The organism is Pseudomonas sp. M5 (assembly GCF_016907075.1).
Classification (GTDB): Bacteria; Pseudomonadota; Gammaproteobacteria; order Pseudomonadales; family Pseudomonadaceae; genus Aquipseudomonas; species Aquipseudomonas putida_E.
This window is the reverse complement of record NZ_JAFBBH010000001.1, coordinates 583,566-601,013: the sequence shown is the minus strand read 5'-3', so window position 1 is coordinate 601,013 and position 17,448 is coordinate 583,566. Positions and strand designations below refer to the sequence as shown.

General features: G+C 62.6%; 13 protein-coding genes. 7 read left to right on the top strand and 6 right to left on the bottom strand.

What is annotated here, in order from left to right; translation table 11 throughout:
- The first annotated feature begins 82 nt into the window (after window positions 1–82).
- Complete coding sequence (locus JOE27_RS02795; RefSeq protein WP_204917798.1) at window positions 83–2,266, top strand: response regulator; 2,184 nt, start codon at window positions 83–85, stop codon at window positions 2,264–2,266.
- Between the two features lie 6 nt (window positions 2,267–2,272).
- Here the strand turns inward: JOE27_RS02795 and JOE27_RS02790 are convergent, their stop codons facing one another.
- Window positions 2,273–4,438, bottom strand: a complete 2,166-nt coding sequence (locus JOE27_RS02790) for a response regulator (protein ID WP_204917796.1) — start codon at window positions 4,436–4,438, stop codon at window positions 2,273–2,275.
- 417 nt (window positions 4,439–4,855) lie between these two features.
- Here JOE27_RS02790 and JOE27_RS02785 point away from each other — a divergent pair, with 417 nt between their 5' ends.
- Entirely contained in the window at window positions 4,856–6,268 is a 1,413-nt protein-coding gene (locus JOE27_RS02785) for a cytosine permease (RefSeq protein WP_119688918.1), read from the top strand.
- Between the two features lie 183 nt (window positions 6,269–6,451).
- Here the strand turns inward: JOE27_RS02785 and JOE27_RS02780 are convergent, their stop codons facing one another.
- Both JOE27_RS02780 and JOE27_RS02775 read right to left on the bottom strand, forming a co-directional pair.
- Entirely contained in the window at window positions 6,452–7,246 is a 795-nt protein-coding gene (locus tag JOE27_RS02780) for an RHS repeat-associated core domain-containing protein (RefSeq protein ID WP_309298330.1), read from the bottom strand.
- A 191-nt stretch (window positions 7,247–7,437) separates the two neighbouring features.
- Window positions 7,438–8,142: an NUDIX hydrolase gene (locus JOE27_RS02775; RefSeq protein ID WP_115275061.1), complete on the bottom strand. Its 705-nt coding sequence runs from the start codon at window positions 8,140–8,142 to the stop codon at window positions 7,438–7,440.
- Between the two features lie 138 nt (window positions 8,143–8,280).
- On the opposite strand from JOE27_RS02775, the gene JOE27_RS02770 reads away from it, so the two are divergent.
- Together JOE27_RS02770 and pncB are read left to right on the top strand one after the other, a co-directional pair.
- On the top strand, window positions 8,281–8,931 hold the full coding sequence (locus JOE27_RS02770; protein ID WP_204917794.1) for an isochorismatase family protein: 651 nt from the start codon (window positions 8,281–8,283) through the stop codon (window positions 8,929–8,931).
- Complete coding sequence (gene pncB / locus JOE27_RS02765; RefSeq protein WP_115275062.1) at window positions 8,928–10,127, top strand: nicotinate phosphoribosyltransferase; 1,200 nt, start codon at window positions 8,928–8,930, stop codon at window positions 10,125–10,127. The genes JOE27_RS02770 and pncB overlap by 4 nt, the downstream gene beginning before the upstream one ends.
- Before the next feature lie 22 nt (window positions 10,128–10,149).
- On the opposite strand, the gene JOE27_RS02760 is transcribed toward pncB, so the two are convergent.
- Window positions 10,150–11,019: a LysR substrate-binding domain-containing protein gene (locus JOE27_RS02760; RefSeq protein ID WP_204917792.1), complete on the bottom strand. Its 870-nt coding sequence runs from the start codon at window positions 11,017–11,019 to the stop codon at window positions 10,150–10,152.
- A 110-nt stretch (window positions 11,020–11,129) separates the two neighbouring features.
- Between JOE27_RS02760 and JOE27_RS02755 the strand changes: the two genes are divergently transcribed.
- Together JOE27_RS02755 and ppnN are read left to right on the top strand one after the other, a co-directional pair.
- The gene (locus JOE27_RS02755) at window positions 11,130–12,191 is read left to right on the top strand and encodes a YeiH family protein (RefSeq protein ID WP_204917791.1); all 1,062 of its coding nucleotides are present in this window, start codon (window positions 11,130–11,132) and stop codon (window positions 12,189–12,191) included.
- Window positions 12,192–12,241: 50 nt separating this feature from the next.
- Window positions 12,242–13,615, top strand: a complete 1,374-nt coding sequence (gene ppnN / locus JOE27_RS02750; RefSeq protein WP_115275064.1) for a nucleotide 5'-monophosphate nucleosidase PpnN — start codon at window positions 12,242–12,244, stop codon at window positions 13,613–13,615.
- Between the two features lie 103 nt (window positions 13,616–13,718).
- Here the strand turns inward: ppnN and JOE27_RS02745 are convergent, their stop codons facing one another.
- Together JOE27_RS02745 and pssA are read right to left on the bottom strand one after the other, a co-directional pair.
- A complete protein-coding gene (locus tag JOE27_RS02745) occupies window positions 13,719–14,885 on the bottom strand; it encodes a GGDEF domain-containing protein (protein WP_115275065.1) in 1,167 nt (388 codons plus the stop codon).
- Window positions 14,886–14,967: 82 nt separating this feature from the next.
- Complete coding sequence (pssA, locus tag JOE27_RS02740) at window positions 14,968–16,296, bottom strand: CDP-diacylglycerol--serine O-phosphatidyltransferase (protein ID WP_239539283.1); 1,329 nt, start codon at window positions 16,294–16,296, stop codon at window positions 14,968–14,970.
- Between the two features lie 156 nt (window positions 16,297–16,452).
- Here pssA and JOE27_RS02735 point away from each other — a divergent pair, with 156 nt between their 5' ends.
- Entirely contained in the window at window positions 16,453–17,445 is a 993-nt protein-coding gene (locus JOE27_RS02735; protein WP_119688824.1) for a GlxA family transcriptional regulator, read from the top strand.
- Window positions 17,446–17,448: the final 3 nt, after the last annotated feature.

The window sequence follows — 17,448 nt, the reverse complement described above, 5'->3', positions numbered from 1 at the left end:
TGCAGGCTGCATAAAGCCCTCGCCAATCCGCTATTCTCGGTGCACCCTTATCATCCCCGGCAGAAGGATGGGCAGAGCACACATGGCTAAATGGCTGGACGGCGGCGGGCTGATGGCCGAACGCATTCGCAATCACGACTGGAGCACCACCTCCCTGGGCCCGATCGAGACCTGGCCTGACGTACTCAAGACCACCGTGGCCCTGTGCCTGGCCTCGCGCTTTCCTCAGGCAATTCTCTGGGGGCAAGACCTGCTCACCCTGCACAACGACGCATTTCTGCCAATTCTTGGCAAAAAACCGCAAGCGTTGGGCAAGCCGTTTCGCGAAGTATGGCAGGAAGCCTGGGCCGACATCGAGGCCATGGCCGAACGCGCCTTGGGCGGTGAAGCCGTCTATATCGAGGACTTCCCGCTGACCATCGACCGCAACGGCGGCCCGGAGTGCGCTTACTTCACCTTTTGCTACAGCCCTATCCGCGACCAGAACGGCGAAGTGGTGGGCATGCTCGACACAGTCACCGAAACGACCGCCAGCGTGGTCACCAACCAGCGGCTGGCGTTTCTGGACGACCTGGGCCGGGCGGTGGCCAATGCCACCGACTCGGACCGGGTAATGACCATCACCACCGGCATGCTGGTGGAGCACCTGCAGCTGTCCAGCTGTGCGTACGCCGTGATGGATGCAGACCAAGATGGCTTCACCATCTGCGGCGACTCTGTAGCACCCGGCTCGCCACGGTTGGTGGGCCACTACCGCCTGGGCGACTTTGGCCGCCTGGCGGTCAGCCGGCTGCGCAATGGCCTGCCGCTGGTTATAACCGACAACCTGAGCGAACTGCCCAGTGAGGAAGCCGCCACCTTTCAGGCCATTGGCATTACCGCAACCATCTGCATGCCATTGATCAAGGCAGGCAGACTCACCGCGCTGATGGCCATCCACGACAAGGCGCCACGGCGGTGGTCGCCTTACGAGCAGGCGCTGATCGGAGAAGTGACGGAACGTTGCTGGGCGCATATTCAGCGGGTCCAGGCCCATGCCGAAGTGCGCGAGGCGCTGGCCGCACTGGAATCGCTCAACGCCAGCCTGGAACACCGGGTCGAAGAACGCACCGCTCAGCTGTTGCATACCGAAGCGGTACTGCGACAGGCACAGAAGCTCGAAGCCATCGGCCAACTGACCGGTGGCGTGGCCCATGACTTCAACAATCTGCTGACGATCATTCGCTCGTCACTGCACTTCCTGCAGCGGCCGAACCTCGACGAAAGCCGTCGCGAACGCTATCTCAAGACCATGACCGACACGGTCGACCGCGGCGCCAAGCTGACCGGCCAGCTGCTGGCCTTCGCCCGTCGTCAGGCATTGAGCCCCCAAGTACTCGAAGCCGGATCGCGCCTGCAGGCCATGGCCGACATGCTTGATGCCGCTACGGGCGCGCGGGTCCAGGTAAAACTGGAGTTGCCATCGACGCCATGCCACATCCGCGCCGACCTCAGCCAACTGGAAACCGCAGTGATCAACCTGATGCTCAACGGCCGTGATGCCATGGCTGGCGAAGGCACCTTGCACCTGCGCCTGCTGCCCAACCAAAGCATGTCTGGCCTGCGCGATCATCAAGAGCACCCAGGGCCGTTTGCCGCCATCTCGGTGGTGGACAGCGGTGTCGGCATCGCCGCCGAGTTGCTCGACCGTATCTTCGACCCGTTCTTCACCACCAAGGCGCCCGGCGAAGGCACAGGGCTTGGACTGTCGCAGGTGTTCGGCTTCGCCAAGCAATCAGGGGGCGATGTAGAGGTAGCCAGCATCCAGGGCCAAGGGACGACCTTTACGCTGTACCTGCCACAAGTGGAACAGCCTGCCGAGCAGGCCAATGCGGCCGCAGAGGCCAGCCAACCGCTGGTGAGTGGCGCGCGGCGAAGAATATTGGTGGTGGAGGACGACCCGGACCTGGGCACTTTCACCGCACAGATCCTCGAAGACCACGGCTACCGGATCAGCTGGGTGAACTCTGCGGAAGAGGCCTTGAGGGAATTGGACGGCGCGGCGGAAGATTTCGATGCGGTATTTTCCGATGTGATGATGCCCGGCATGGGCGGCTTGGCCCTGGCCCGCGAGCTACGCCGCCAGCGCCCGCAATTGCCTGTGATCCTCACCTCCGGCTACAGCGACGCGATTGCCGAAGGCGGCCATGAGGGGTTCACATTCCTGGCAAAGCCCTATTCGGCAGAGCAGGTATGCCTGCTGCTTGGGAAGGTGCTGGGGCCCTGATGGCTGTCAAGGCTTGCCGGTAAGCAAGCGCGCCACACTCTGCGCCAGTTCTGCGCGCCGGTACGGCTTGCGCAACACCTCGAAGCCCTTGAGTTCGCGCGGTGTCAGGTTGGCGTAGCCGGTAATGATCAGCACTGGCAGGTCAGCCTGACGCTCGCGCATCCGTTGAGCGAACCGCACCCCGGTCATATCAGCCATGACATGATCGGTCACCAGAACATCCGGCCACCAGCCCTTCTCCACCAGCTGCAACGCTGCAGCGGCACTGGCGGCTTCGGTCACCTGATAACCCAGTTCACGCAACTGCAGCGCTGTGGCATGGCGCACGATCTCCTCGTCGTCCACCAGCAGCACCCGAAGTGCACCGTCGGCAAGCGGCACCTCGGCCATTTCACTGTCACGACACACCGCAGCCACATCGCTGCTCGGCAGCCATAACGTGGCAACGGTACCCTCCCCTTGCTGCGAGCGTATCTGGAAGCCGCCACCAGACTGTACGGCCAGCCCCTGGACCATCGGCAGGCCAAGACCAGTGCCCTTTCCCACGCCTTTGGTGGAATAGAACGGTTCGACGCAGCGGCGCAACTGATCTTCGTCCATGCCACTGCCACTGTCGCGAACCTGCAGCCACACCAGCGTCCCTTCAGTGAGGCCCGCAGGCCTTGGGGGCCCGTCGGCCTCAAGCCCTGCGCAGATCCTCAAGGTGCCACCGTCGCCCATGGCGTCGCGGGCGTTGACCGCAAGGTTGAGCAGCGCCAGTTCCAGTTGATGGGGGTCTACGAGGACTGCAGGCAGGGCTGGGTCAATCTGTACCTGCACGGCAACTGTCGGCCCCAGTGATCGGGCCAGCAGCTCGTGCATGTCCTCTACCAGAGCGGCCAACGACACGGCCTGTGGCTTGAGCGTTTGTCGGCGGGCAAAGCTGAGCAACCGCCCGACCAGATTGCGCGCACGCTCGGCAGCCTGCAGCCCCCCGTCGATCAGGCGCGGGGCACGTTCGGAGTGCGGCTGCCGGCGCAGCAGCTCGAAAGAGGCGATGATAGGCGTGAGCATGTTGTTCAAGTCATGGGCGATGCCGCCAGTCAACTGCCCGATCATTTCCAGCTTGTGCGCTTCGTGCAACTGCAGCATCGCAGCCTCACGCTGGGCGAGTGCCGCCGTGACGCGCTCCTCCAGGCTGTCGTTGAGCAGGTGCAGGGCGCGTTCTGCGCGGGCATGGGTAATGGCCGCCCAGCCTTGCTTGGCGGTTTCCGCCACCAACTGGCATTCCTCTTCAAGGCACTGGCGCGGGCTATGAAAGTGCACGCCAAGCATGGCCTCCAGGCGACCGCCACGCAGCACCGGTACATGCAGCGTGGAACATAGGCCGCTCAGGGGTGACGTTGCGCTGTCATGCGCTTGCTGCACCACCTGCCCTGCCGCCAACTGCTCATGCAGCGATGCGCCGTAAGTCGCATAGTGGTGTTGGCCGACGAGCGATGGCACGCCCTCAGCCCAATCGTGCGCGACCTTGAAACCTGCGCCATCGCCCTGATCTTCGCCAAAACAGACTTGCGCCGCCCCCAGGTGCTCGGCCAGGCGGCTCACCACATAGGCTTCGATGCGGTCTGCTTCGCCCAGCCCGGGCAACGTGCGGCCCAACTCCAGCAAGAACGCCTGGTTCTGCTGGAGGCGCACCCGCTCGGTGGTCTCGGTGACCAGGCACAACACGCCGCCGACAGTACCATCGGCCTCACGCACCGCGGAATAAGACACATCGAAGTACACCGTCTCGCCCAATCCGTGGCGTTCTATATAAAAGGGGCGATCCTTAGCCGCGAAGGTCTGGCCAGTCTCACGCACACCGCGCAGCAACGGCTCGAGGTCATGCCACAGTTCGCGCCAGTACTCCTTGCCTGGACGCCCCAGTGCGTGGGGATGCTTGCTGCCAATGGTCGGCGCATAGGCGTCATTGTAAAGCGCAGCAAAGGCCTCACCCCAGAACAGCACGAACTGCGCCTGGGCCGGCAGTAATGTGGCCATCACCGCCTGCAAGTGGGGCGACCATGCTTCAGGCGGGCCGAGCGGCGAGTCGCTCCAGTCCATCGTCTGCAGCAGTGTGCCGATGGCACCGCCATTGAGCAGGAAGTGTGGTAGCGGATTGGGGGTTTCGTGTCGTTGAAGCGGTTTCATGTCTGGGAAGTCCCGGGCATATTGCCATCCATCTGATGATAAGAGATGTGCAATAAACAGTTCGTTCCCAGGGATTGGCCGTTAATTACTCCCCCTCTGCCTGATTCAGAACTGGATGCTGTCGATGTAACTTAATGCACTTCAATCGGGCAGCTCGCACCAACACCGCACACCCGTTTGAACGCATACCTGCTCAAACCGGCCAAACCCGGGCCTCCCAGCCCGGTGGCCCGCTCCTTGCTACCACTCGCCCCTTAACCTTTTGTCAGCCTTAGGTTTTTTAAGGTTTATGGGCACATATTTACTAATTTCTCCTTCCCCCCGCACCCCGCATCATCGCTCCAACAAGAACGCGTCGCCCTTCGCCGGCACGCACCCGGGCAGCACCCGATGCCCAACCTTGCCTTGGAGTCAGTCATGACCAGTGCAGCCAATTCGGCACCCCTCATAGAAAAACACACGATCGGCTACGTGCCCCCGCAAGACCGCCATGGAAAGGTAAGGGATCTGTTCACGCTGTGGTTCGGCGGCAACATCGCGCCGCTGCCCATCGTCACCGGCGCGCTCGGCGTGCAGCTGTTTCACCTGAACCTGCTGTGGGGCATCGTCGCCATTCTGGTTGGCCACCTGGTCGGCGGAGTGCTGATGGCGCTGCACTCGGCCCAGGGCCCGCAAATGGGCATCCCGCAGATGATCCAGAGCCGCGCCCAGTTCGGCTCGCTCGGGGCACTCCTCGTGGTGGTGATCGCCGGCGTGATGTACATCGGCTTTTTCGCCTCCAACATCGTCCTGGCCGGCAAATCGCTGCATGGCGTGGTAGACAGCGTGCCGGTACCGGTAGGTATCGTCATCGGCGCGCTGGGCTCGGGGATCATCGGCATCATCGGCTATCGCTTCATCCACGTGCTCAACCGCATCGGCACCTGGGTACTGGGCATCGGCATCGTGATCGGTTTCGGCTACATCTTCACCCACGTGCAGAGCGACGATTTCCTCACCCGCGGGGGCTTCAACTTGGCCGGCTGGCTGGCCACCGTGTCGCTGGCGGCGCTGTGGCAGATCGCCTTTGCTCCCTACGTGTCGGACTATTCGCGTTACCTGCCGGCTGACGTGAAGGTCTCATCGACCTTCTGGACCACCTACCTTGGGTCGGCACTGGGCTCGAGCCTGTCGTTCATCTTTGGCGCCGTGGCGGTGCTGGCGATCCCCGCCGGCATGGACACCATGGACGCGGTCAAACTCGCCACCGGCACCCTCGGCCCGATCATGCTGGTGCTTTTCCTGCTCAGCGTGATCAGCCACAACGCCCTCAACCTCTATGGCGCAGTGCTGTCGATCATCACCCTGATCCAGACCTTCGCCTACCGCTGGATCCCCACAGCCAAGAGCCGTGCGGTACTGTCGCTGATCGTGCTGGCGGCCTGCTGCGTGGTGGCGGTGTTCGCCTCGGCGGACTTCATCGGCCACTTCGTCGACATGGTGCTGGTGTTGCTGGTGGTGCTGGTGCCGTGGACCGCGATCAACCTGATCGACTTCTACGTGATTCACAAGGGCGACTACGACATCCAGTCGATCTTCAAGGTCGATGGCGGTATCTACGGGCGCTACAACCCGCAGGCGCTGACCGCCTATGCAGTGGGTATCGTGGTGCAGATTCCGTTCATGAACACGCCGCTGTACGTGGGGCCGATCTCCGAGCACATCAACGGTGCCGACCTGTCCTGGCTGGTGGGCCTGCTGATCACTTCGCCGCTGTACTGGTGGCTGGCGAGCCGCGACAGTGCCTATCGCCGTCGCCAGACCAGCGCCAAGCTCGCGGCCGCAAGCTGATCAGGCAGATGCGCCAGGGCCTGGCGCAATGACAATCGCCTGGAAACGGGCGGTTGTGACAGCTCAGGGCGCCGCCCCTAATGTCACAGCATTGGCTCAGAAAATCCGGCATCAGGGTTTTGAACACCGCTCTAAAGCCATATAAAGCAGGTGTAACGAATCATCCCTCGTGCGAACAGTTAGCTAAAAGCCACTTCTGGCAGTTAAATGTCGTCGAGCAGGCACCTCTGGGGAGTCTGAAATTGGATGCTTGCGCTTGTGGGCGTACTTCACGTACTGCGTGAAAGGGAGGGGTGCTCTGACATGCTGACTGGCCGGCAGTGCAAAACTTTCCAGATCTTCTGCGCGTACGCGATAGGACCTATAGTTCGGAAGTCCTTTTTTTAACTCGACATTATTCATCGCACTCATATATACATTTTTAGTGAGCTGATACCTGCCCGATGGTAAAAACTCAATGGGATTGCCGAACATGAATTCGAGCGAAAACGAGTCGTTACTCCCCTTGTAGTGCAAATTCCATCGGCCGTAGGCATTGTGCGGGTCTGATCGCTTGTACAGCGTTGCCACATGGACCTCTGTGTGCGGGTTACTGTCGACAAATCCTTTTTTTACCTGTTGCCTGAGGTGCTCAAGCTGAGGCCGCAGGCTTTGCGGAAACTTTGCAGCCTTGAGCGTCACTACGTCTCGTTGGTGCCTTTCCAGGCGTGCCGCTGCCCAGGGGCCGTAACGGTTCCGACCGTCCGGATCGATGTAGTTGACAGGATCCCCTGCGCAATAGGCATAGGCATTCAGCCCTCCCACGCCAAATGGGCTCAAGGCGTCAGGGCTGGTGAATCTTCTGATTGGAGGTGCATACCATCGATGGCCATCCCCCAACGGATAGAAACCGCTCGCGGGATCAAGCTTCTGCCCAACGAACCCTATCATCGGCGCCCGTTGGACAATAGCGCAAGAGCCATAAGGCGAGTAGGTTATCTTGCAAGTCTCGCCGCCATCCGGTGCCGGCGTCTGTTTTCGATCAAGGTCGTTCACTTTGGCACCAAATTGTGCAAAGTTTGTAAGCTACTCCAAAGTCCAACAAGCTGCCCACTGGCAGTTTTATCAGGTCACTCCTCCCCACCCACCATAGGTTAGGGGAGGTGACAATCGCGGAACAGTTTGAGCGATCAAGCACCTTCCGGCAGTAAGCTCCGGTCGAACATGAACGGCCGATCTCCCTGCGGCGTATATTGATACAACTGCTGCGGCCTGCCGAGCCGCGGCTGATTCTTCTCCCCTGTATCGCGCACCCAACCCAGCTCACGCAGGCGCTCCAGGCGCTTGCGCAGCGAGGTGTTGTTCACGGCCTGGCCCAGGCACGCCTGCACCGCCCCCAATGCATCGAGCACCGTGAACTTCTCGGCCAGCAGGTTCAGCGGCAGGCTGCTGTACACCGTCTTGCTCGCCAACCGTTCGCGGGCGCGCTCCACCAGCAGGTTGTGATCGAACGGCAGCAGCACCTTGCGGCCCAACACACTGTCCAGGTCAAAAAAGGCCAACTGGTCACCTTCGACCTGCTGCCGAGGGTCAAGCAAGGCCAGGTAATAGGTGCTCAACGACCAACCGCGCGGGTCGCGGAAGGCATTGCCTTCGGTGCCTACCTGCTCCAGGTAACGCGGCAGCACCCGGGCCTTCTCGCCCAGCGCGCGCTCGGCGGCGGCCTCCAGGCTGGTGTCCGGGGTGCGGCCATTGACGAGCACGCCGGGCAGAGCCCACTGAGCGGCATGGGGCTCGCGCTCGCGGCGATGCAACAACACTTGCAGATGCTGGGCTTCGGGGGCCAGGCGCAGCGCGACGATATCGACGCTGGCCAGGACTTCGGCTGTACTCACTAAAAGGCTCCACTGCTCAATGACGCAATATTCCACCAGAGCGCTTAACTGGGGCAAGCATCGATAACTGCAGGACGTGTGCTTGACACACTTATATCACCAGGTGAATTATATAACCAGCCCAGCGAGGAGAGCCCCATGAAAATCGCCAGTTTCGATGTCGACGCGCAAAACGGCTTCACCGCCAATGCCCCACAGGAATTGCCGGTGCCCGAAGGCAATGAAATCGCCGCCGACCTCAACACCATGGCCCTGCGCGCCGACCTGCGCCTGGGCAGCAAGGACGCGCACCCGGCCAATGCCGCGTGGGTGGTCACAGAACCTGGGCAAATGCTGCAACCGCTGACGCTGGCCAATGCCGACCTGACCTGGGTCAGCCACTGCGTGCCGGGCACGCCCGGCTTCGAACTGCTGCCAGGCCTGCCCGCCCCCATCGATTACGACTACTTCGTGTGGAAAGGCGTCGAACCCGACCTGCACCCTTACGGTGCTTGCTACCACGACCTGGCCGAGCGCCGCTCCACGGGCGTCATCGAATACCTCAAGGTGCAGCAGGTGGGCGCGGTGATCGTCGGTGGCCTGACCCTGGACTACTGCGTCAAGACCACCGCCCGGCAGCTGCGCCAGGCGGGCTTCCAGGTACTCCTGTACTTGCCTGCCTGCCGCGCCCTGACCCAGGAAGGCGCCATCAGCGCGTGCGGCGCACTGGCAGCCGAGGGCGTCATCCTCTGCGGCGACGAGGCCGCGCTCGACCACCAGCTCTCTCTGATCAAGGAAGACCGCCCATGAGCGAAAGCGTTTTCGGCCCACGCATCGTCCAGAACCTGCTGGACACCGACTTCTACAAGATCACCATGATGCAGGCGGTGCTGCACAACTACCCCAACGCCGAAGTGGAATGGGAGTTTCGCTGCCGTAACGGCGAGGACCTCTCGCCTTACCTGGCTGAAATTCGCTATCAGGTGGAGCAACTGGCAGACGTCACAGTCACCCACGACCAACTGGCGTATCTGGAGAAAATCCCGTTCATCAAGCCGGACTTCATCCGCTTCCTCAGCCTGTTCCGCTTCAACCTGCGCTATGTCCAGGTCGGCCTGGATGACGCCGGGCAACTGGCGATCCGCGTGCGCGGGCCGTGGCTGCATGTAATTCTCTACGAGATCCCGCTGCTGGCGATCATCAGCGAGGTACGCAACCGCTACCGCTATCGCGAAGTGGTGATGGAACAGGTGGGCGAGCGGCTGTACCAGAAACTGGACTGGCTCAAGGCCCATGCCAGTGCCGATGAGCTGGCGGGCTTGCAGCTGGCTGATTTCGGTACCCGGCGGCGCTTCTCGTACCGTGTACAGGAAACCGTGGTACATACCCTCAAACGCGATTTCCCGGGGCGCTTCGTCGGCACCAGCAACGTGCACCTGGCCCGCGAATACGAGCTCAAGCCCATCGGTACCATGGCCCACGAATGGTTCATGGCCCACCAGCAACTCGGCCCGCGCCTGGTCGACAGCCAGGCTGCCGCGCTTGAGTGCTGGGTGCGCGAATACCGTGGGCTGCTGGGCATCGCGCTGACCGACTGCATCACCATGGACGCGTTCATGGGCGATTTCGACCTGTACTTCGCCAAGCTGTTCGATGGCTTGCGCCACGACTCGGGCGACCCGCTGGCCTGGGCCGAAAAGGCCATCGCCCACTACCAGAGATTGGGCATCGACCCGCAAAGCAAGACGCTGATATTTTCCGACGGGCTGGATTTCGCCAAGACGCTTGGGCTGTACCGCGCCTTGCACGGGCGCATCAATGTGAGTTTTGGCATCGGCACCAACCTGACCTGCGATATCCCCGGCGTCAAGCCAATGAACATGGTGATCAAGATGACGGCCTGCAACGGCGCGCCGGTGGCCAAGATCAGTGACAGCCCAGGCAAGACCCAGTGCCGCGATGAGAACTTCGTGGCGTACCTTAAACATGTATTCAAAGTGGCTTGAGCACTGTCATATATCATGAGTGTCACGTACACAGCGCCATGAACCGCGCCGCCGCCCGCGAGGGCGTGGCCGCATGCGGCAGCAGGATGGAAAAGTGCCTGACCAACGGCTGCGGGGCGATATGCAAGCGCTGCAGTGCGCCACCCTCATGCCTGATCGACATCGCCGAAACGAAGCCGATGCCCATCCCCGCCCGCACCGCCTCCTTCACCCCTTCGACCCCGGCAATTTCCAAGGCTACGCGCATGGCCACGCCACTGTGCGCAAATGCCCGTTCAACGATCTGCCGAACCCCAGAGCCGCTTTCACGCAGCACTAAGGGGTAGCTGCCCAAGGCTTCCAGCGTCTGGCCCGCCTGATTGGCCAACGGGTGAGCGCTGGGCACGATGGCGACGATTTCGTCCTCACGCCACGGCGTGACACCCGTGCCCAGAGGCAGCTCCTGCCCGGGCGGGCCTTCGATCAGGGCGATGTCCACATTGCCCAGCGCCGAGACGATCTCTGCGGTATTGCCGTGCAAGGTGCTCACCTGCACCTCGGGGTATTGCGCATGGAAGTCGGCGATCAGGTAAGGCAGCAGGTAGCTGGCGGGCGTAGTGCTGGCACCGATGCGCAAGGTGCCGCGCTCCAGCCCGCGCATGGCGTCGCGCAGTGCCTGGGCCTGGCGAAAGGTTTCACGCAGGCGTTCGGCATGGGCCAGCAGCTGCTCGCCGGCCGCAGTAAGCCGCACGCCGCGGCCGGCACGCTGGTACAGAGGCTCGCCGAATGCGTCCTGCAGCAGCTTGAGCTGGCCAGAGACAGCCGGCTGCGACAGATGCAAGGCCAACGCCGCATGGCTGATGTTGCCATGCTCGGCAACGGTGGCAAACGTTATCAGCTGTTCCGGGGTCATGAATGCAAAATATCAGCTAAACGGATATTTTCCATCCTGAATTACGATTTTTTATAAGCTTATAACCAAATTAAAGTAGGCCCTGTCGATTCAATGTCCGGAGGACTCACATGGCCACGGTACCGTCCAACCCTGCCTTTGCCCCTACCTTCTCTACCCGAGGGCGGCTCAACGGCATCCTGTTCGTCGCATTGTTCGCGTTCGCCGTCACCCAACTGGCGGCCGTGCCCGTTATCGCCAACCTGGGCATCAGCCCGCTGATCGTCGGCATCGTCGCCGGAGCCCTTTACGGCAACGCCCTGCGTGATGGCGTACCGGCCAGCTGGGCGGCGGGTATCAATTTTTCTGCCCGCGGGCTACTGCGCATCGCGGTGGCCTTCTTCGGCCTGCGTGTCAGCCTGCAGGAAATCGCCGAAGTCGGCTGGTCAGGCCTTGCGGTCTCGCTGCTGGTGGTGGTCAGCACCCTGCTGATCGGCCTGTGGTGTGGCATGAAGCTGCTCAAGCTGGACCGCGATACCGCCTTGTTGACCGCAGCCGGCAGCGCCATTTGCGGCGCCGCAGCAGTGCTGGCCTTCGAATCGGCGCTGCGCAGCGCACCGCACAAGAGTGCCATGGCAGTGGGCAGCGTGGTGCTGTTCGGCACCCTGTCGATGTTCCTGTACCCGCTACTGATCAACAGCGGCTGGCTGCACCTCGATACCCTGGGTGCCGGCCTGTTCCTGGGCGGCACCGTTCATGAGGTTGCCCAGGTGGTGGGCGCGGCAAGCAATGTCAGCCCCGAGGCCACGCACATCGCTACCATCGTCAAGATGACCCGGGTGATGCTGTTGGTGCCGGTACTGCTGGTGGTGGGTGTCTGGATCAGCCGTACCCGGCTGCCGGGCCAGGCACAAGGCAACGGTCGCATCGCCATGCCCTGGTTCGCCTTTGGCTTCCTCGCGCTGGTGTTGGTGAACTCGCTGCAAGTATTGCCAGGCAGCGTGATCCAAGCGGTCAACAGCCTGGACACCTTCGCCCTGACCATGGCCATGACCGCACTGGGCATGGAGACACGCTTGAGCCAGATCCGCCAGGCTGGCCCGCGGGCACTGGTGACCGGGGCGATTCTCAACCTGTGGCTGCTCGGTGGCGGGCTGGCGATTACGCTGGGTGTGCAAAAGCTCTTCGCATGACTTATGGTGTTGTCAAAGAAGGATGTTTTACCTGCACAGGAAAGACTTAGATGCCCCAACGCCATGTCATCAATGCATCCGTCAGCCCCAAAGGCAGCCTGGAGACGCTGTCGCAACGTGAAGTCCAGCAACTGAGTGAAGCCGGCACCGGTAGCCTCTACACCCTGTTCCGCCAGTGCGCCCTGGCCATCCTCAACACCGGCGCCCATGTCGACAATGCCAAGACCATCCTTGAGGCCTACAAGGACTTCGAGGTACGCATCCACCAGCAAGACCGCGGCGTGCGCCTGGAGCTGCTCAATGCACCCGCCGATGCCTTCGTGGATGGTGAAATGATCGCCAGCACCCGCGAGATGCTGTTCAGCGCCCTGCGCGATATCGTCTACACCGAAAGCGAACTGGCCAGCCAGCGCATCGACCTGGAAAGCTCCCAGGGCATCACCGACTACGTCTTCCACCTGCTGCGCAATGCACGCACCCTGCGCCCGGGCGTCGAGCCGAAAATGGTGGTGTGCTGGGGCGGCCATTCGATCAGCAGCGAGGAGTACCAGTACACCAAGAAGGTTGGCCACGAACTGGGCCTGCGCAAGCTCGACATCTGCACCGGGTGCGGCCCAGGTGTGATGAAGGGGCCGATGAAAGGCGCCACCATCGCCCATGCCAAGCAACGCATGCACGGCAGCCGTTACCTGGGCTTGACCGAGCCGGGCATCATTGCCGCCGAGGCGCCAAACCCGATCGTCAACGAACTGGTGATTCTGCCGGACATCGAGAAGCGCCTGGAAGCCTTCGTACGTGTCGGCCACGGCATCATCATCTTCCCAGGTGGCGCCGGTACTGCCGAGGAATTCCTCTACCTGCTGGGCATTCTGATGCACCCGGACAACCAGGACCTGCCCTTCCCGGTGGTGCTGACCGGGCCGCGCAGCGCCGAGCCGTTCCTGCTGCAGCTACATGCCTTCGTTGGTGCCACCCTGGGTGAGGCCGCCCAGCGCCACTACCAGATCATCATCGATGACCCGGCCGAGGTCGCGCGGCAGATGGTCGAAGGGCTCAAGGAGGTCAAGCAGTTCCGCCGTGAGCGCAACGACGCGTTCCACTTCAACTGGCTGTTGAAGATCGACGGCGGCTTCCAGCATCCGTTCGACCCGACCCACGCCAACATGGCGGAACTCGCCCTGCGCCGCGACCTGCCGCCGCATGAACTGGCCGCCAACCTGCGCCGGGCGTTTTCCGGCATCGTTGCCGGTAACGTCAAGGACAAGGGCATCCGCCTGATCGAGGAGCACGGGCCATATCAGATCCGCGGGGACAGTGCGGTACTGGAGCCACTGGGGCGCCTGTTGCAGGCGTTTGTCGACCAGCACCGGATGAAGCTGCCGGGTGGCGCGGAGTATGTGCCTTGCTATCAGGTTGTGACCTGAAGACAACAGGGCCGCACTGCGGCCCATCGCCGGCAAGCCGGCCCCCACTGGGTTTGCGCTGAGCTTGAGAGCAGCGGGGTACCTGTGAGGGCCGGTTGAAACGCTACCTGACCGGGTTCATCTCGCTGCGGTCAACCAGGCGAATACTGTTACGCCCGCCACGCTTGGACTGATACAGCGCCACATCACCCTGCTCGATCAACGCCGCCAGGCTCGCCGGCGGATGGTCGAACAGGTTGGCGCCAATACTCAGGGTCACGGCCTGCGGGGTCGGCATTGCCTGCTCGGCAAATTGCTGGAACTGGCTACGCAAAACACCGCCCAGCTCCACCACCCGCTCACTGCTGGCATCGCTGAGCAGGATGACGAACTCATCCCCGCCCAGCCGCGCCGCCAGTGACCGCTCCGGCAACACCGCACGGATCATCTCGCTGAGCGTGACCAACAGCCGGTCGCCAGCCGCGTGGCCATGCAGGTCATTGACCAGCTTGAAGTTGTCGATGTCTATCAGCAGTAGCGCCCCAGGCCGGGCCGGGCTCACGTCTTTTAACAGGGGCGTGGCGCGGACCTCCAACGCCCGGCGGTTGTACAGCGCCGTCAACGGATCGCGGGCAGCCAGCCGGGCGATCCGCTCTTCACGGCGATAACGCACGGTACCGGTCATCGACAGGGCGATCAGCATGATCGCCATGGCTCCCTCAACCAGCGACACCTGAATGATCAGGCCGCCGAAGGTTGCCAGGTCGATCAGCGTGCCAGGCGTCACCGCGATGACAGCCTTGACCACATAGAACAGGCCATGGATGAGCAGCACATAACGCAACTGCACCGCCCCCACGCTCAACGATTTGCCGTGCGGGCGCAACAGCAGGCTGGCCTTGAGCGTGAGCAGCGCCACCAGCAGCGAATTGACCATCAGCATGACCTTCGACCACTGAGGCCCCACGGGCAGCAGCAGCAAGGCAAACCAGGCGACGACGATCAGCAGCCAGCCCCATGACAGGCGGGCCTGGGTAAAGCGCAGCACCCCCAGCAGGAAGAACGCATGCGCCACCACCAGCAAACCGTTGGCGAACCAGATACCGATCAACAGCAAGCCGATCCCGCGCAGCAGGGCCAGGGTGGAGCCGATGGTGATGGTAGCGAAACCCGCGCTCCAGAACAGCAGCGAGGGTTCGCGGACGCTGCGCCACTCGATCGCCAGGTACAAGGCTGCGGCGGCAGCCAGGGCGATGGTGATGGTCAGCATCGTGGGTGGATCAAGCGCCATGAAAGTTTTGGCCTGTCTGGTTAACGTGGAAAACGGCTGATTGTATTCGTTTGCCATGACTTTTCAGAGAGGTAAAAACGGCTCACAACACCCGCTTGATCAACGGCTCCAGCCGGCTGAAACGCAAGCGGCGCAAGAACCTGCGCACTTCTTTGGGGTGCTCTGCCTTGACGCCCAGTTCTTGCGCCGAGCCGATCTTCGGTGCATACCGGCGAATGCCCTCCAGTTCCACTTCCCGCGGCACCATCCATTCGCCCTGCGGGTCGTCGATCAGCAGCCCGTTCTCCAAGTCCAGGTTGAACCCGCGCGGGTTGAGGTTGTTGCCTGTCAGCAACGAGTAACGCTGGTCGACCCAGACGCCTTTGGCATGAAAGGTATGCCCAGGGTCGTTCCAGATCCGAACCACCAGTTGGCCGCTGACAATGCTGGCATGGCGGCGCCGGGCAAAGGCGCGCAGGTTGTCTTCATACAGATAGGGCAACGCGCCACTGGCGCTGAATGGCTCGCCGGGTGCGATATAAAAATCATTGGCCGTAAGGTGGCCGACAATCAGTTCCACCCGCACGCCGCGGTCCAGGGCGTGGTCGATCTCGCGCATCACCACCCGGGGCGGGTTGAAATAAGGCGTGCTGATGATGATCTGTGACCGCGCCGCAGCCAGCAACGCGCACACCGCGCGGTTAAGCGGGTTGCCACGGCCAACGCCGAGCAACGGCACCACCCGCAGGCCCTGCCCTGCAACGGCAGCCGGTGCGTCATACGCCATGCGCCGCAGCCGTGCACGCAAGCGGCGAATATCGCCGCGCAGGCTGCGGTTGGTCGGTGGCGCCGGCAGGTCCAGGCGCGGTGTAGCAGTGTGGTGCAACAGGCGCCGTACCAGGCCGACCATGGCATCGGCCAGCGCAGGCGACTGGAACAGGTGGTAACGGTCCAGGCGGTAACGGTCGAAACGGTGCAGGTAGACGTTGTTCAAACTGGCGCCGGTATAGATCACACAGTCATCGATCACGCTGCCCTTGAGGTGCAGCACGCCGAACAACTCACGGGTTTGCACTGGCACGCCATGAATAACCACGTCCAACCCACGCAGCTGACGCTGGGCCTGGTACCAGGCGGCATTGCCCGGCTGACGCCCGGCGCCCAGCAGGCCACGGCGGGCGCGAAACCAGTCGACCACGATGACGATCTCCAGGCCCGGCCGCGCCGCCTTGGCCTGGTACAGGGCATCCAGCACTTCCTGCCCGGCCTCGTCCTCCTGCAAGTACAAGGCGACAATGACAATGCGCCGGGTCGCAGCGCCGATGCGCTCGAGCAAGCAGGCGCGATAGGCCGCGGCATCGGGCAACACCTGGATGGCCTGCGGCGCGATGGCGAAACCTGGCAGCGCCGCCAGCATGGATTCGGGGTTCAAGTAGCTTCACCTTCTGTCTGCATTCAGGTCCATTCCTGGCCATCACGCCGGGGTGTAAGATCGACCGGGCAACGACCCATAACAACAAGAAACATGCGAGGCCTGTTTTTCACTGCCCCCGACGAATCACGCCTCAGCTTGCACAGGAAGATCGCAATGGTCCACCCCGTTTCTGCAATCGTCTCGCCTTGCCCAGCCAAGACCTTCGGTTTTCTGGTGCTGCCCAACTTCACCACCATCGGCCTGGCGTCGGCGGTGGAAACCTTGCGCATGGCCAACCTGGCAGCCCGCCGCCCCCTCTACCGCACCGTATTGCTCGCTGCCAGCGAAGCGCCGGTGATGGCCAGTAATGGCATGCGTATCCTGCCTGACCATGCCATCGCCGAGGCCCCGCCGCTGGATGCCCTGTTCGTGGTCGGGGCCAACCCGATCGACCGCAGCCGAGGTAACCGGCCCCTGATCGACTGGCTGCGCCAACTGGCCCGCCAGCACGTTCCGCTAGGCGGCATCTGTACCGGCAGCTACCTGCTGGCCAAAGCCGACCTGCTCAAAGGCTATCGTTGCACCATCCACTGGGAGGACATCGAAGCCCTGCAGGAGCATTTCCCCGGGATCGTCATTTCCAGCCAGCTGTTCGAACTGGACCGCGACCGTTACACCTGCTCCGGTGGCGTTGCGGCGATGGACATGATGCTGCAACTGGTCGCCCGCGAAGCCGGTGGCCAAGACATCGCCGCCAAGGCGGCCGAGTTGCTGCTGTGCGACCGGGTGCGCGGCGAGCGCGAGCGACAGCGCGTGCCGTTGCGCACCTTGCTGGGCAGTGCCCAGCCCAAGCTTAGCCAAGTGGTGGCGATCATGGAGGCCAACCTGGAGGAGCCGCTGGCGCTGGAGGAACTGGCCAGCCTCAACGAGGTGACCGTGCGCCAGCTAGAGCGGCTGTTCCACAAGTATTTGCAGCGCACGCCCAGCCAGTATTACCTGGAGTTGCGGCTGTCGCGGGCGCGGGAATTGCTGTTGCGCAGCGACGTGCAAGTGCGGGAGGTGGCGCTGGCATGCGGGTTCAGTTCGCCGGCGCATTTTTCCAAGAGCTACAGCCGCTTCTTTGGCCTGTCGCCGCTGGGGGAACGGCGGCAGGCATCGTTGCACTGATAC

What these genes read in the sequence shown, in the direction of transcription:
- JOE27_RS02795 (WP_204917798.1), top strand. Translation starts at nt 83, where the DNA reads ATGGCTAAATGGCTGGACGGCGGCGGGCTGATGGCCGAACGCATTCGC.
- JOE27_RS02790 (WP_204917796.1), bottom strand. Translation starts at nt 4,438, where the DNA reads ATGAAACCGCTTCAACGACACGAAACCCCCAATCCGCTACCACACTTC.
- JOE27_RS02785 (WP_119688918.1), top strand. Translation starts at nt 4,856, where the DNA reads ATGACCAGTGCAGCCAATTCGGCACCCCTCATAGAAAAACACACGATC.
- JOE27_RS02770 (WP_204917794.1), top strand. Translation starts at nt 8,281, where the DNA reads ATGAAAATCGCCAGTTTCGATGTCGACGCGCAAAACGGCTTCACCGCC.
- pncB (WP_115275062.1), top strand. Translation starts at nt 8,928, where the DNA reads ATGAGCGAAAGCGTTTTCGGCCCACGCATCGTCCAGAACCTGCTGGAC.
- JOE27_RS02760 (WP_204917792.1), bottom strand. Translation starts at nt 11,019, where the DNA reads ATGACCCCGGAACAGCTGATAACGTTTGCCACCGTTGCCGAGCATGGC.
- JOE27_RS02755 (WP_204917791.1), top strand. Translation starts at nt 11,130, where the DNA reads ATGGCCACGGTACCGTCCAACCCTGCCTTTGCCCCTACCTTCTCTACC.
- ppnN (WP_115275064.1), top strand. Translation starts at nt 12,242, where the DNA reads ATGCCCCAACGCCATGTCATCAATGCATCCGTCAGCCCCAAAGGCAGC.
- JOE27_RS02745 (WP_115275065.1), bottom strand. Translation starts at nt 14,885, where the DNA reads ATGGCGCTTGATCCACCCACGATGCTGACCATCACCATCGCCCTGGCT.
- JOE27_RS02735 (WP_119688824.1), top strand. Translation starts at nt 16,453, where the DNA reads ATGGTCCACCCCGTTTCTGCAATCGTCTCGCCTTGCCCAGCCAAGACC.